We start from the raw sequence: 13,605 nt of genomic DNA on the forward strand, positions 1-13,605 counted from the left end.
TTCTACCTCTACCCTCGCTTGCTACTTCGCCGTGGGTGCGGCTTCCAGCGCCGTTGGCGTTTCGCCGCGCGGCACATCGGAGATCTCTTCCAGAGTCATCTCGATCCAGCGCTCGACCTCCGCCAGCACCTCGTCCGGGGTGCGGCCTTCAGTCGGGATCGGCGCGCCGATGCGCACTCGCAGCACGCCAGGACGCTTGATCCAGTAGCGCCCGGGCCAGCGCTCGCCGGCGTTGTGCGCTACCGGCAGCACCGGTACGCCGGCGCGGCATGCGATCACCGTACCGCTCTTGTTGTAGCGCTTGCGCTGCCCAGGATCCACCCGAGTCCCCTCGGGAAAGATCAGCACCGATAGCCCGCTCTGCAGCCGCGCCACGCCCTGGGTCAACACCTGCTTCATCGCCCGGGCGGGCTTGGAGCGGTCGAGGCCGATCGGACGCAGAAGGCGCAGCCCCCAACCGAAGATGGGGATGCGCAACAGCTCCTGCTTGAGCACCGTGCAGACCGGCGGCTTCATCACCTGCAAAAACACCGTCTCCCACTCGCACTGGTGATTGGCCTGGATGACGCAAGGCCCGGCCGGAATGTGCTCGCGACCCTGGATGTCGTAGCGCACGTTGCACGCCACACGGAACCAGAAGATCAGGAAGTAGTTGTACAGGTTCAGCAGCCGGTAGCGACCGGCCAGCGGCAGAAACGGCGCCAGCGGCAAAAACAGCACGCCGCACAGCAGCATCGCCGAAAAGTAGCCCAGATAGAACACCAGGCTGCGAAAAGCGTTGGTCAAGCCGTCTCTCCTTGTGGCGGGCGCGCTTCGTCGCGGGTCAGGCACCACGCATCCAGCATGCGCCCCACTTCCAGGCGCCACGGCTTCTGGTGCACGCCGAAGACGTCCAGCACCCGGCGGCAGTTGAGCACACGCCGCAGCTTGGCATCGTGGTGATGATTGAGCGCCTGGACCGCCCCCAGCGCCACCGTCTCGCCGCGTCCTTCGAGATGCGTGGCGAGCTGAGTGCGCACCACCGAGGAGAAGGTGAACGCGCTGACCGGCTCGATGCCCGCCAGATGGTAGGCGCCCCAGGCATCGGCACCACACCCCTGCTGGGCAAGCATGCCGATCAGCGCCATGGCGACCGCGTCGACCGAGGTGGGGCAACAGATCACGTCCTCGGCGGCGCGCACGCTCTGCCCCAACATCAGACTATCGATGATCTCGCTGAGCCAGGCGTGGCTGCCTTCGAGGGCGAACAGCGGCCCCAGACGCACGATCAGGTGGCGGTGGTACTCGGCGCGAATGCGATCGCCGGTGGTCACCAGCCGGCGCAGCGACTCATCCCGCGGAGCGGGCACCACGTGCTCGTCGATGGGAATCTCGAAGCCTTCCTCGTAGAGCTCGTCGGCCACGCACCACACCAGCGCCACGCCATTGGCCTTGCACGCCTCCATGCACGCCTCTACCGCATCGGCGTGGGCCTGCACCTCGGCAGGTGGACGTCGACCCGGGTGCGTCATGGGCGGCACGATCACCGCATCCGGGTCGATCGCTGCAAGTTCGGTCGCGCCCACGCCGAACCCCTGCTCGATGACCAGTTCGGTATCGGCGCGCCGGCTGGCTTCCCGGGCGAGCGCCAGACTCAGACAGTGCCCGGCATCCAGTATCAAAAGCTTCAAGGCGGAAGGCCTCCTGTTACCCGGCCGACCGGGTCATGGCGTCGTCAGAACGGGATTTCGTCGTCGAAGTCGTCGAAGTTGCCCGGATCCGGCGCGCCGAAGCGGTTGTTGTCGCCTTGCGGCTGGCCACCCCGGCTGGGTGCGCCCTGACCACCCTGCTGGGGGTTCTGGCCGTACTGGCCGGGCGGCGTGCCCTGGGCTGCGCCACCAGCGTACTGGTTGCTCTGCGCCGGCGCGTTCTGATAGCCCTGGTTCTGGGGCGGCGCACTCTGGGGAGCACCGTTCTGGTAGCCGCCGCCTTGATAGTTCTGCTGCGGGGCGCCGCCGCCCTGGAAATCGCCGCTGCGACCGTCGAGCATCTGCATGTCGTTGGCGACGATCTCGGTGCTGAAGCGGTCCTGGCCGTTCTGGTCCTGCCACTTGCGCGTCTGCAGGCGGCCTTCGATGTACACCTTGGAGCCCTTCTTCAGGTACTGCTGGGCGATCTCGGCGGTCTTGTTGAACAGCACGATACGGTGCCACTCGGTGCGCTCCTGGCGCTGGCCACTCTGGCGGTCGGTCCAGGTGTCCGAGGTCGCCAGGTTCAGGTTCGCCACCGCCGTGCCGGACGGCGTGAAGCGTACTTCCGGGTCCTGGCCCAGGTTGCCGATCAGGATGACTTTGTTGATACCGCGCGCCATGGCTCGCTCCTCGTTGATTGGATCGTTCGATGTCGTGGGCGGCGAAGCTGCGCCGCGCCGTCGTTGCTCGTTAGGGTATCACCGATTGACTCGGCACGGATTCACCCTGTGTAAACTCGCCGGTCACGGCTTGGAGGGGGGAATCAGCTCGTCCAGCGCCGCCCGATCGAGCGCCTGGCGATTCACCTTAAGATACATCAGCCGCTCTTCGGGCACGACCATCACGTCCTCGACGCCGACCACGTCGGCCAGACGCTGCATCAGCATGTCCAAGGTGTCCGGATGGGTATCCTCCAGCGCCACTACCTCGCTCGAAAGCGGCGGCGGCGACGGCAGGTGCCACATGCCAAGCCACCACACCGCGCCCAGCAGCGCGCAGCCGATGAACACCGCGTCGAGCCCGAAGGCGCTGGAGAGCGCCCCGCCCAGGGTGCCGCCGAGAAAAGCGCCGAGAAACTGGCTGGTGGAGTACATGCCCATGGCGGTGCCTTTGGCACCGGCCGGGGCGAGCTTGCTGAGCATCGAGGGCAGCGTGGCCTCCAGCAGGTTGAAACCGGTGAAGAACACGAACAGTCCGACGAACAGCGCCTTGCCGTGAAACGCTGGCAAGGCGAGCGCGGCCAGGCTCACGGCGATGGCGCCGATCGCCAGCAGGCAGACCGCCTTCATGCGCTGGCGCTTCTCGCCGACGATGATCAGCGGCACCATGGCAACGAACGACAGCGCCATGATCGAAAGATAGACCAGGCCGTGGTACTCCATCGCAACGCCGGCGTCGACCAGCCGGAAGGGAATCGCCACGAAGATCGCCATCAATACCAGATGCAGCGAGAAGATCGAACCGTTGAGCCGCCACAGATCCTTTCGCGCGGCCACGCTCTTGAACTGGGCGCGATCCATCCCCACATCCTTGTGTCGGACCCGGCGTGGCGCCGGCGGCACCCAGCGCCACAGCACCAGAAGCCCGATCACCGTGAGCAGCGCCGTGGCCCAGAAGATGCCGGACAGGCCCGCCCAACCGGCGAGCCAGGGCCCGAGCACCATGGCGATGGCGAAGGACACGCCGATGGAGAGCCCGATGGTCGCCATGGCGGCGGTGCGCACCTGCTCGCGGGTCTGGTCGGCCAGAAGCGCCATGATGGCAGCAGCGACGGCGCCAGCGCCCTGAAGGGCGCGGCCGACGATGATGCCGCCGATGGAGTCCGCCGAGGCCGCCACGACGCTGCCCAGCGCGAAGACGACGAGTCCCAGCGCAATGATGCGCTTGCGCCCGAAGCGGTCCGAAAGCAGCCCGAAAGGAATCTGCAGCGCCGCCTGGGTGAGCCCGTAGACCCCCAGGGCCACGCCGATCAGCAAGGGCGTGGCGCCGTGCAGCGCGTCGGCGTAGAGGGCGAGCACGGGCAGCACCATGAACAGCCCCAGCATGCGGGATGCGTAGAGCCCCGCCAGCCCGCTGATTGCACGGCGTTCAGAGCCCAGCAGCAGGGTGGAAACGTTGCGCATAATGCCCTTTTGACAAAGTGCCCGGTTGAAACGGTAGAGGACCAAGGCCCGGGAAAGCCCTCCATTCTAGCGCTTTGCACTGACGCTGGAAACGCCGCCCTTGCGACAAAGCGTCCCTGCCGCTTTGCCGTATCCGGGACGTCAAACATATACTTACGCTTTTGCCACGCGATTCGAGGTGTTGATGGACAGCATTCTGGTCAGAGGTGCCCGCACTCATAACCTCAAGCAGATCGATGTGGAACTGCCGCGCGACAAGCTGATCGTGATCACCGGGCTTTCCGGCTCGGGCAAGTCGTCGCTGGCGTTCGATACGCTGTATGCCGAAGGACAGCGCCGCTACGTGGAGTCGCTCTCGACCTACGCCCGCCAGTTCCTGTCGATGATGGAGAAGCCCGATGTGGATCACATCGAGGGGCTGTCGCCTGCGATCTCCATCGAGCAGAAATCCACCTCCCACAACCCCCGCTCGACGGTGGGTACGATCACCGAGATCTACGACTACCTGCGCCTGCTGTTCGCCCGCGCCGGCACGCCCCGCTGCCCGGAGCACGGCGAGGATCTGGAAGCGCAGACCATTTCGCAGATGGTCGACCAGGTGATGAACCTGGAAGAAGGCACGAAACTCATGCTGCTGGCGCCTGTGATCAAGGGCCGCAAGGGCGAACATCTGCAGCTTCTATCGGAGCTGCGCGCCCAGGGCTTCGTGCGCGTGCAGATCGACGGCCAGGTGCTCGAGCTCGACGACATCGCCCCGCTCGACAAGCGCAAGAAGCACGACATCAGCGTGGTGGTCGACCGCTTCAAGGTGCGCGACGATATCGCCCAGCGCCTCGCCGAGTCCTTCGAGACCGCGCTCAACCTGGCCGACGGCACGGCAATGATCCACTTCATGGAGGGCGAGCGCGAGGATCTCGCCTTCTCCTCGCGCTTCGCCTGCCCGGTGTGCGGCTACTCGCTCTCCGAGCTCGAGCCGCGCATGTTCTCGTTCAACAACCCCGCCGGCGCCTGCCCCACCTGCGACGGCCTGGGCATCCAGCAGTACTTCGCCCCGGAGAAGCTGATCAGCCACGACGAGCTCTCCTTGGCCGAAGGTGCGATCAAGGGCTGGGACCGGCGCAACATCTACTATTTTACCCAGCTCCAGGCCCTGGCCAGCCACTACGATTTTGCCCTTGAGACGCCCTGGAAGGAGCTCACCAAGCGCCAGCGCGATGTCATCCTCAACGGCAGCGGCAGCGAGCCGGTGGCGTTCAGCTACGTCAACGACCGCGGCCGCAAGGTGACCCGCGAACACGCTTTCGAGGGCGTGCTGCCCAACATGCAGCGCCGCTACCGCGAAACCGAGTCGAACATGGTGCGCGACGACCTGGCCAAGTACATCGCGGTCCAGACCTGCTCGACCTGCCACGGCTCGCGGCTGCGCCGCGAGTCGCGCCACGTCTTCGTCGACGACCGCAACATCGCCGATATCGTGCGCACGCCGATCGGCGAGGCCTGGAACTACTTTGCCGAGCTCGCGCTTCCCGGGCGACGCGGCGAGATCGCCGAGAAGATCGTCAACGAGATCCACTCGCGGCTCGAGTTTTTGGTCAACGTCGGGCTCGACTACCTGACCCTCGAGCGCAGTGCCGACACGCTCTCCGGCGGCGAGGCCCAGCGCATCCGCCTGGCGAGCCAGATCGGCGCCGGGCTGGTCGGGGTGATGTATATCCTTGACGAGCCTTCGATCGGCTTGCACCAGCGCGACAACGACCGTCTGCTGAAGACCCTGGAGCGGCTGCGGGACCTGGGCAACACCGTGATCGTGGTCGAGCACGATGAGGACGCCATCCGCGCCGCCGACCACGTGCTCGACATCGGCCCCGGTGCCGGCGTCCACGGCGGCCAGATCGTCGCCCAAGGCACTCCCCAGCAGATCATGGACAACAAGAACTCGTTGACCGGCCAGTATCTGTGTGGCACCCGCGAGATCGCGGTGCCGCCGCACCGCATTCCCGGCAACCCGGAGAAGGCGCTGGTGCTGCGCGGCGCCACCGGCAACAACCTGCAGGACGTCACGCTGTCGCTTCCGCTGGGGCTGTTCATCGCCATCACCGGCGTCTCCGGGTCGGGCAAGTCAACGCTGATCAACGGCACGCTGATGCCGATCGCGGCGCGCGACCTGAACCGCGCCACCACCATGACGCCGGCGCCCTACCAGGCGATCGAGGGGCTCGATCAGCTCGACAAGGTGATCGATATCGACCAGAGCCCGATCGGACGCACGCCGCGCTCGAACCCGGCGACCTACACCGGCATCTTCACGCCGATTCGCGAGCTGTTCGCCGGCACCCAGGAGGCGCGCTCGCGCGGCTACAAGCCCGGCCGCTTCAGCTTCAACGTCAAGGGCGGGCGCTGCGAGGCGTGCCAGGGCGAAGGCATGATCAAGGTGGAGATGCACTTTCTGCCGGACATCTACGTGCCCTGCGACGTGTGCAAGGGCAAGCGCTACAACCGCGAGACTCTGGACATCCACTATAAGGGCAAGAACATCCACGATGTGCTCGAGATGACCGTCGAGGAGGGGCTCGAGTTCTTCAGCCCGGTACCGGCTATCGCCCGGCGGCTGCAGACACTGCTGGACGTGGGGCTCTCCTACATTCGCCTGGGCCAGAGCGCGACCACGCTCTCCGGCGGCGAGGCCCAGCGGGTCAAGCTCGCTCGGGAGCTCGCCAAGCGCGATACCGGCCAGACGCTATATATTCTGGACGAGCCCACGACTGGTCTACACTTCGAGGATATTCGCCAGCTGTTGACGGTGCTGCACCGCCTGCGCGATCACGGCAACACCATCGTGGTCATCGAGCACAATCTCGACGTGATCAAGACCGCGGACTGGATCGTCGATCTCGGCCCGGAAGGCGGCTCCGGCGGCGGGCGCATCATCGCCGAAGGCACGCCGGAGCAGCTGGCGAAAAAGCAGGCATCGCACACCGGGCGGTTCCTGGCGCCGCTCTTGAAGCGCCGATAGTCTGCACGCGACGCCAGGGATGGCGGCGCTGAAACATGTCATCGTTTTCGGACGACCCGCTTGAAGGAGCAGTAACATGGGAAAGGAAAGAAGCTGCCTGGCACGTCACTTCGATCACTACTATTCGATCTCGAAGGAAGACGAGGAACTGCTGGATTCGCTGGAGGATAGCCCCGCCGAGTACAAGGCGGGGTCGCTGCTGTGGGAAATGAAGGATCATGCCCACGAGTTCTGCACCATCAAGAGCGGCTGGGCCTACTCCTACCGCCATCTCGAGAACGGCGATCGTCACATTCTCGAGATCTTTCTGCCCGGCGACATCATCGGGCTGCGTGAATTCGCCTTCTCCCAGCACCTGGAGAACGTGCGCTTCATCACCGACGGGGTGGCGTGTCGCTTTCCCCACAAGCGGATGATCGACCTGTTTCGCCAGTCGCTTCCGCTCACCTCGGTGATGTTCGCCATCAGCAGCCGCCAGCAGGCGATGATGACCGAGCGGCTGGTAAATCTCGCACGGCGCAGCGCGCGCCAGAAGATGGCGCACTTTCTCAACGAGATGCACGCTCGCCTGAGCCAGACCAACCCGGGGCTGGGCGGCCAGTTTCGCCTGCCGCTCTCCCAGGAGCAGCTCGCCGACGTGCTCGGTCTGAGCCCGGTGCACGTCAGCCGCACCTTCACCGCACTCAGCGAGGATGGACTGGTCTACCGCGACCGCCACCACGTCAACATTCCCGACCTCGCGGCGCTGGCCGCCGAAGGCGAGTTCGACGATTGCTACTTGAGCGACAACGTACGCCCGCTGCTGGATTCGCCCGAATGACCCTACCGCTGTACCGCTCCCTCGCCCCTTTCGCCTTCGGCGCGGCGGGGCTCGTGTTCGCCGCCGGGGCCTTTGCTGCGCCGCTGACGATCAGCGAGCCGCACGACCATGGCGCCTGGCAGGCGCTGACCCTCGACGACGGCGACAAGCGCCACTTTCGCGCCGTCGAGGCCACAAGCTACTCGGATGCCACGCTCAGCGTCAACGCGACTCAGGGCGTATGCCACCTGCCCTGGCTCGAGATGCGCGTCACCCTGGAAGAAACCCAGACCGACGACCGGGCAGTGAACCTGGTGCCGGCGCGGCTGCGCGTCGATCGCGAGCCCTTGGTGGACACCATGGCGGAGTTCATCGTCGAGCGGGGCGACGACGGCTTCTACAGCCACTTCTATCTCGGCGAGCTCGATACCCTGCTTTCCCAGATGAGCGGCGGCGAGAAACTCTTCATCGGCTTCGATCAGGGCGAAGCCGAGCCCTGGACCATGACCTTCGACCTCGACGGCGCCGGAGAGGCGCTCGCCGAGATGCGCCAGCGCTGTGCGGATGCCTAACGCGTGACGTCGTCGGCGAGCGGCTGGCGCAGCAGCAGCTCGACGCGCCGATTGGCGGCGCGCCCGTCTGCGGTGGCGTTGCTTTGAAGCGGCCGGGTATCGGCGTAGCCCACCGCGCGCAGATGTGACGGCGCCACCCCCTCGCTTTCCAGGTAGCGCACCACAGCGATCGCCCGCCCGGTCGAGAGCTCCCAGTTGGAGGCGAACGCCGCAGTGGCGATCGGCACGTCGTCGGTGTGCCCCTCCACGGAGACCTCGCCGTCGAAGCTTCCGATCGCCTCGCGAAGCCCCTCCAGCACCGCTTCGCCTTGGGCCGTCAGCTCGGCGGCGCCGCTTCCAAACAGCAGGCTGTCGTCGATGCGCAGGGTCACGCCCTCACGCCCTTGGGAGACGCTCACCCCCTGGATATCGAGGCTCGCCATCGCCGGGCTGATCCGACTCTCTTGCGGGGCAAGGCCGGAGGCGAGCGGCATCAAGCCACTGCCCGCTTCGGCGACCTCGCGAGCACGCTCGCCGGTGCCCGCCGGCGTCAGGGCCAGCAGCAGCACGAACAGCGTGATCAGAAGCGTCAGCACGTCCAGATAGCTGGTCAGCCACCCTTCGTCGCCTTCGCTTGCCGTGAAGGGCGATTCCAGCGCGTGGCGGGCGTCGTGGTCGAGCATGGCGCTACCCCTTTGCCGTCGCGCCGTCGTTCGGGCGTGGCTTGACATGGGGATCGCGAATCTCGTCGTGGTAGTTGGCGACGAACGAATTGAGCGTCTCCTCGATGAACGACGGCAGCCGGCGCTTGGTAATCAGCGAGATGCCCTCGAGCACCATGTTCATGGTGATCAGCCGCTCCTCGGTGCGCCGCTCGAGCTTCACCGCGATCGGCTTGAACACCAGGTTGGCAAGCAAAATGCCGTAGAAGGTGGTCAGCAGCGCCACCGCCATGCGCGGGCCGATTACCGCAAGGTCGCCGGCGTCCATCACTTCCAGCATGTTGACCAGGCCCACCAGGGTGCCGATCATGCCGAAGGCCGGGGCATAGGTCGCCATGGTGCGAAAGATCTGCGCCTCGGCGTGCTCGCGCGCCTTGAGCCTTGCGATGCGCCAGCGCAGCATGTCGAAGATCTCGTCTTCCTTGGTGTTGGCGATCACGAGCTGGATACCGGTGCGCAGAAACGGATTGCGGGTGTGCTCGAGCTCACGCTCGACCGCGCGCACGTCGCCCTTGAACCACAGCCGGGCCATGGCCACCAGCTCGTCGATGTCGTCACGCACGAAGGTGTTCTCGCGGCGAAACACCAGCCCGACCAGGCGCACCACGCGCACCACTTCCTTGAGCGGATAGCTGATGAACGTCGCCGCCAGCGTGCCGGTGATGACGATGGCAAGCCCCGGCAGGTTGATGAAGCTTGCCGGAGACTCCGCAGTAAAGAACAGCACGCTCACCAGCAAGAGGATGCTGGCGCCTATTCCGATCAGGGTAGAGGGGTTCATCAACGGCTCCTCGCCGGTCGTATGGTTGAAAAAGTGAAGCGGCTCACTCGGCCTCGTGCAGGCGCGCGCGCAGACGGCTGATCGCCTGGCTATGCAGTTGGGAGACGCGCGATTCGGTCACGCCCAGCACCGCCCCCACCTCCTTGAGGTTGAGCTCTTCCTGGTAGTAGAGCGCCATCAAGAGCTTCTCGCGCTCGGGCAGCGCCTCGATCGCCGCGATCAGCGTGGCGCGCTGCTGGCCGTCGAGCAGCTCCTCGAAGGGCGCGTTCTGGGCTTCCTGGGCGGGCTCGCTGCCCTCCTCGAGCAGCTCCTCGAAGGGCAGCAGGTGGCCGCTGTTGGTATCGTTGAGAAGTTGCTGGTACTCGGCCAGCGGCATCTCCAGATGGCGGGCGATCTCGCCCTCCTCCGGGGCACGGCCAAGGCTCTGCTCCAGATGGCGGATCGCCTCGTCCATGGCCCGGGCGGAGCGGCGCACGCTGCGCGGCAACCAGTCCCGGGTGCGCAGTTCATCGACCATCGCACCGCGAATGCGCTGGCTGGCGAAGGTGGCGAAGCTCGCGCCCTGGGCAGCATCGAAGCGCCCCAGCGCCTCCAGAAGCCCGACCATGCCCGCCTGGATCAGGTCGTCGAGTTCGATGCTCGCCGGCAAGCGCACCTGAAGGGCCAGCGCCTGGCGCCTGACCAACGGCATGTACTGGCTGACCAGCTCGCTGTGTTGAATCCTGCCTTGTGCTGTATACATCCTCGTGCCTCGTGGCTATACACTGGTCACTGGTAGTTCACGATTACCTGCAGGCCCTGCACCCGGGTCGGGCGCTGCCCCGGCGCCAGCGCGAAGCGAAACTCGAGCGGCGCGTCGGCGCCAAGTCCGGCAAGCCCCGTGAGGCTTCCGCGCTGCCCACTAAGCGCCACGCAGCGCTCGGGGTGGCAGAGCCAGGCGCGCAGCGCCGCCCCCGGAGGCGCCTCGAAGCGCCAATGGACGCGCTCGATGCGCCCCCCGGCCAGCGGCGCGGCCGGTGGCGCAAGCGCCTGACTTCTGGTCGCGCGATCGCTCATGGCGACCATCATGCCGGTCGTCTCGCGGCTCCAGCTGCCGGCGGCGCCGAGCGCGGGCAGCACCACGCCCATCCAGACTACGCAAGCCAAGGCGAGGGCGCCAAGGCGCTTCAAGGTCGTACCGATCATCGAGAGCCTCTCGTCATGGGCGCTCAGCGCGCCAGCAGCAGCAGGTCGATATCAAGATAGCTTGCCGCCGCGCGCTGCAGGTTGTCGAGCAGCCCCTGGCGCGGCAGGCGCGGTTCGTGCAGCGCCAGCAGCCGGCGCGGGCCGCCGTGCTCCTTGAGCTGGCGCAGCGTGCGGTACATGGCGGCGAAGGCATCGGCATCGCTTTGCACCCACAGCGCCCAGCGCGCGTAGCGCTGGCGCCACGCGTCAAGATCTGTATCGGCGCGCACCGGCAGAATCTCCCAGCTTTCCGGGGTAGCCGCCCAGCGGCGCTCGAGCGCCGCCCACTCGCCCAGCCGCGTGCGCACCGGCGCGACGCTGTGCGAGGGCAGCCCGACCACCACCAGCGGGGTTCGAGGTGCAGGCACCACAGGCGCGCTCACGGGGACGGCATCGATGGAAGCGCTCGACGCGACGCTTTCGTCGGCACGCTCCTCGACAGGGCTCGTCTCGCGTCGGCGGGCCCACTGGCGCAGGCCCGCCGCCTGGTCTCCCCCGCTCATGCAAAGGCCTCGCGGCTGACGCTACCCAGCTGGCGAATGGCGTCACGGGTCATCAACAGGTGCATCACGGCATCGAGCAGCGCCGTATCGCGCCGCGTTCGGGCGCGCCCCAGACGCATCACGTCTTCACGCAGCGCGCGCGCCGTGTCGTCCTCGGCGCCGTCCAGATGGGTGGCAACGGCAGCGGCGCCGGCGGCCATGGCCAGGCGTACTTGGGGGCTCGTCTCGCCACCATCGGCCTCCTTGAGCACCTGCCAGGCGCGCTTGGCCAGCGCCACGCTCGCCTCGCCCTGAAGCTGAGTGGTCAGCAGCGACTCGACTTCGATCCCCAGTCGCGCCGGCGTCAGCCAGTAGCGCTTCGCTACCCGCTTGGCGCTTTCCGGGTCACGAATCTCGCCATACCAGGCGAGATGGCGCCGTCCGTCGCCATCGGCGACTTCGGCATGCACGCTCCAGAGTTGCAGTGCCTGGCCCCTGAAGCGCACGCCGACGTGGTGGCTTGGTCGGCTCTCGGCGAACAGGGCGGCGAGGGCGTAGCGCTCTCCTTGCCAGTATACCCGCTGGCTGCCGCTCACCTGGCTGACCCAGGTCAAGCGCTCGGCCTCGAGCCAGTCCTGCGTCGGCCCGTCCACAAGGGTGGGCAGCAGATGGACGGCGGCCCGCGCCTGAGCCGCGATGCGCGGCTGCCAGCCGGCGCTCTGGCGATGCTGCAACAGTGTCAGCGCGCAGGGGTTGCCGTCGGCGTCGAGGGCGAGATCCGGCATCGACCACTCCACGCCCCGGGCGTTGCGCCGCGGCGCCCAGTGAATGCCGAGCACCTCCTGGTCGTCGGCGCGCGCAACGATCTCGTCGAGGCGCTGATCGTGCAGCACCGCGGGCAGCGCCGCGATGTCCCACGCCGTCTCAAGCAGCGCAAAGCCTTCGACCCGTTCGCGCAGCCGACCCAGCAGCAGGCTCAGCCGCCGCCCCTGGCCGAGCATCTCCCGGGACCAGCGCGGCGCCAGCGTCGTGCCGGGCCAGGTGCGCGCATCGTCGGCCTGGGTGCGCAGCGCCTGCTCGACGAGCGCCCGACGATCGGCCGGCGCCATGTCTTCGGGCACCTGCTGGCCGTGAGAGCCGAACAGCACACGCAGGCCATGGCGCATGACGATATCCAAAAGCGGCGCCAGCCGCCCGGCTTCGTCCTGCTTGGTGATGATGCAGTCGTCCAGCGTTGCGCCCGCCGCGCGCGCGGCCTGACGATAGCGCAGCACCACTTCCTCGAGGGTCTCGGGCTGGCTCGCGGCGTTGAGCACCAGTACCAGACGCACGTTGGAATCACCGCCCTGAAGCTGGTCGATCTGGGTGATCACGCGCTGGTCGCGCTGGCTCATGCCGACGGTGTCGACGATCACCCAGCGCTTGTCGTGCAGACGGTCGAGCAGCTCATTGACGGGCTGCTCGGCGTCGAGGGCGTACATCGGCGCATCGAGCAGGCGGGCGTAGATGCGCAGCTGCTCGTGAGCGCCGATCCTGAAGCTGTCGGTAGTCACCAGCGCCACCGGCTCGGTGCCGTGACGCATGACGAAGCGCGCGGCGAGCTTGGCGGTGGTGGTGGTCTTGCCGACCCCCGTGGGCCCGACCAAGGCGACGATGCCGGGCCGATCAAAAAAGGCGTCCTCGCCGTCGAGCACGCTCAGGCGCGCCTCGAGCTGGCGATGCAACCACGTCAGCACCTGGTCATCACGCGGGTGGAGTGCGGCGAGCGTGGCGGGAAGCGCGCAGCCGATCTCCTCGCAGAGCTCGGCGCCAAAACCGGCGCGCGCCAGCAGCGTCTTCACGGTGAAGTCCGGCGTCACTGAAGCATCGCCCTGGGATGGGCGGGCCAGCAGCGCGCGCATGTCCTGCATCTCGCGCAGCAGCTGGGCGCTGAGCTCCTCGAAGGCGGGCGGCGCACTCGGCGCAGCGGGTGCTGGCGCGGGTGCCTGGGCGGGCACGGCGGGCGCCGTGTCGAGGGCAGCGTCGTCGGCCATGGCGAGGATCTCCACGCCGGTCTCGGTGCGCCGGTTGGCGACGATCAGGGCATCATCACCCAGGGCTTCACGCACCTGGCGCATGACATCGCGACTGTTCGCGCCGACAAAGCGTCTCACGCTCATGGGTTGGCTTTCCTCCTCTCA

Annotated in this window: 13 protein-coding genes; 3 read left to right on the forward strand and 10 right to left on the reverse strand. The window is 67.0% G+C overall.

Features of this window, described 5'->3' with window-relative positions:
• Window positions 1–21 precede the first annotated feature (21 nt).
• From GEV37_RS04980 to GEV37_RS04995, 4 genes are all read right to left on the reverse strand, one after another.
• Entirely contained in the window at window positions 22–786 is a 765-nt protein-coding gene (locus GEV37_RS04980) for a lysophospholipid acyltransferase family protein (RefSeq protein ID WP_227389123.1), read from the reverse strand.
• Window positions 783–1,670, reverse strand: a complete 888-nt coding sequence (locus tag GEV37_RS04985; RefSeq protein WP_227389124.1) for a sugar nucleotide-binding protein — start codon at window positions 1,668–1,670, stop codon at window positions 783–785. The genes GEV37_RS04980 and GEV37_RS04985 overlap by 4 nt, the downstream gene beginning before the upstream one ends.
• Before the next feature lie 44 nt (window positions 1,671–1,714).
• Window positions 1,715–2,350, reverse strand: a complete 636-nt coding sequence (ssb, locus tag GEV37_RS04990; RefSeq protein WP_227389125.1) for a single-stranded DNA-binding protein — start codon at window positions 2,348–2,350, stop codon at window positions 1,715–1,717.
• Between the two features lie 123 nt (window positions 2,351–2,473).
• Window positions 2,474–3,853: an MFS transporter gene (locus tag GEV37_RS04995; RefSeq protein WP_227389126.1), complete on the reverse strand. Its 1,380-nt coding sequence runs from the start codon at window positions 3,851–3,853 to the stop codon at window positions 2,474–2,476.
• Window positions 3,854–4,037: 184 nt separating this feature from the next.
• Between GEV37_RS04995 and uvrA the strand changes: the two genes are divergently transcribed.
• The 3 genes from uvrA to GEV37_RS05010 all read left to right on the forward strand — a co-directional run bounded on the left by uvrA (window position 4,038) and on the right by GEV37_RS05010 (window position 8,237).
• Complete coding sequence (uvrA, locus tag GEV37_RS05000; RefSeq protein WP_227389127.1) at window positions 4,038–6,866, forward strand: excinuclease ABC subunit UvrA; 2,829 nt, start codon at window positions 4,038–4,040, stop codon at window positions 6,864–6,866.
• Window positions 6,867–6,942: 76 nt separating this feature from the next.
• Window positions 6,943–7,686 carry a Crp/Fnr family transcriptional regulator gene (locus tag GEV37_RS05005; RefSeq protein WP_227389128.1) on the forward strand — a complete coding sequence of 248 codons (744 nt, stop codon included), beginning with the start codon at window positions 6,943–6,945 and terminating at the stop codon, window positions 7,684–7,686.
• Window positions 7,683–8,237 (forward strand): type VI secretion protein, encoded by a 555-nt coding sequence (locus GEV37_RS05010; protein WP_227389129.1) that lies wholly within the window; start codon window positions 7,683–7,685, stop codon window positions 8,235–8,237. Before GEV37_RS05005 ends, GEV37_RS05010 begins: the two co-directional genes overlap by 4 nt.
• Here the strand turns inward: GEV37_RS05010 and GEV37_RS05015 are convergent.
• From GEV37_RS05015 to flhF, 6 genes are read right to left on the reverse strand one after another with little or no spacing between them, the layout of a single operon-like run.
• On the reverse strand, window positions 8,234–8,899 hold the full coding sequence (locus GEV37_RS05015; protein ID WP_227389130.1) for an OmpA/MotB family protein: 666 nt from the start codon (window positions 8,897–8,899) through the stop codon (window positions 8,234–8,236). The genes GEV37_RS05010 and GEV37_RS05015 overlap by 4 nt on opposite strands.
• A gap of 4 nt (window positions 8,900–8,903) precedes the next feature.
• Window positions 8,904–9,719 (reverse strand): motility protein A, encoded by an 816-nt coding sequence (locus GEV37_RS05020; RefSeq protein WP_227389131.1) that lies wholly within the window; start codon window positions 9,717–9,719, stop codon window positions 8,904–8,906.
• Between the two features lie 43 nt (window positions 9,720–9,762).
• On the reverse strand, window positions 9,763–10,461 hold the full coding sequence (locus GEV37_RS05025) for an RNA polymerase sigma factor FliA (protein ID WP_227389132.1): 699 nt from the start codon (window positions 10,459–10,461) through the stop codon (window positions 9,763–9,765).
• 26 nt (window positions 10,462–10,487) lie between these two features.
• Window positions 10,488–10,904 carry a flagellar protein FlhE gene (locus GEV37_RS05030; protein ID WP_227389133.1) on the reverse strand — a complete coding sequence of 139 codons (417 nt, stop codon included), beginning with the start codon at window positions 10,902–10,904 and terminating at the stop codon, window positions 10,488–10,490.
• Between the two features lie 23 nt (window positions 10,905–10,927).
• The gene (locus GEV37_RS05035; RefSeq protein ID WP_227389134.1) at window positions 10,928–11,446 is read right to left on the reverse strand and encodes a hypothetical protein; all 519 of its coding nucleotides are present in this window, start codon (window positions 11,444–11,446) and stop codon (window positions 10,928–10,930) included.
• Window positions 11,443–13,584 (reverse strand): flagellar biosynthesis GTPase FlhF, encoded by a 2,142-nt coding sequence (gene flhF / locus GEV37_RS05040; protein ID WP_227389135.1) that lies wholly within the window; start codon window positions 13,582–13,584, stop codon window positions 11,443–11,445. Before flhF ends, GEV37_RS05035 begins: the two co-directional genes overlap by 4 nt.
• Window positions 13,585–13,605 lie beyond the last annotated feature (21 nt).

It is taken from the genome of Vreelandella malpeensis, from assembly GCF_020622355.1.
Lineage (GTDB): Bacteria > Pseudomonadota > Gammaproteobacteria > Pseudomonadales > Halomonadaceae > Vreelandella > Vreelandella malpeensis.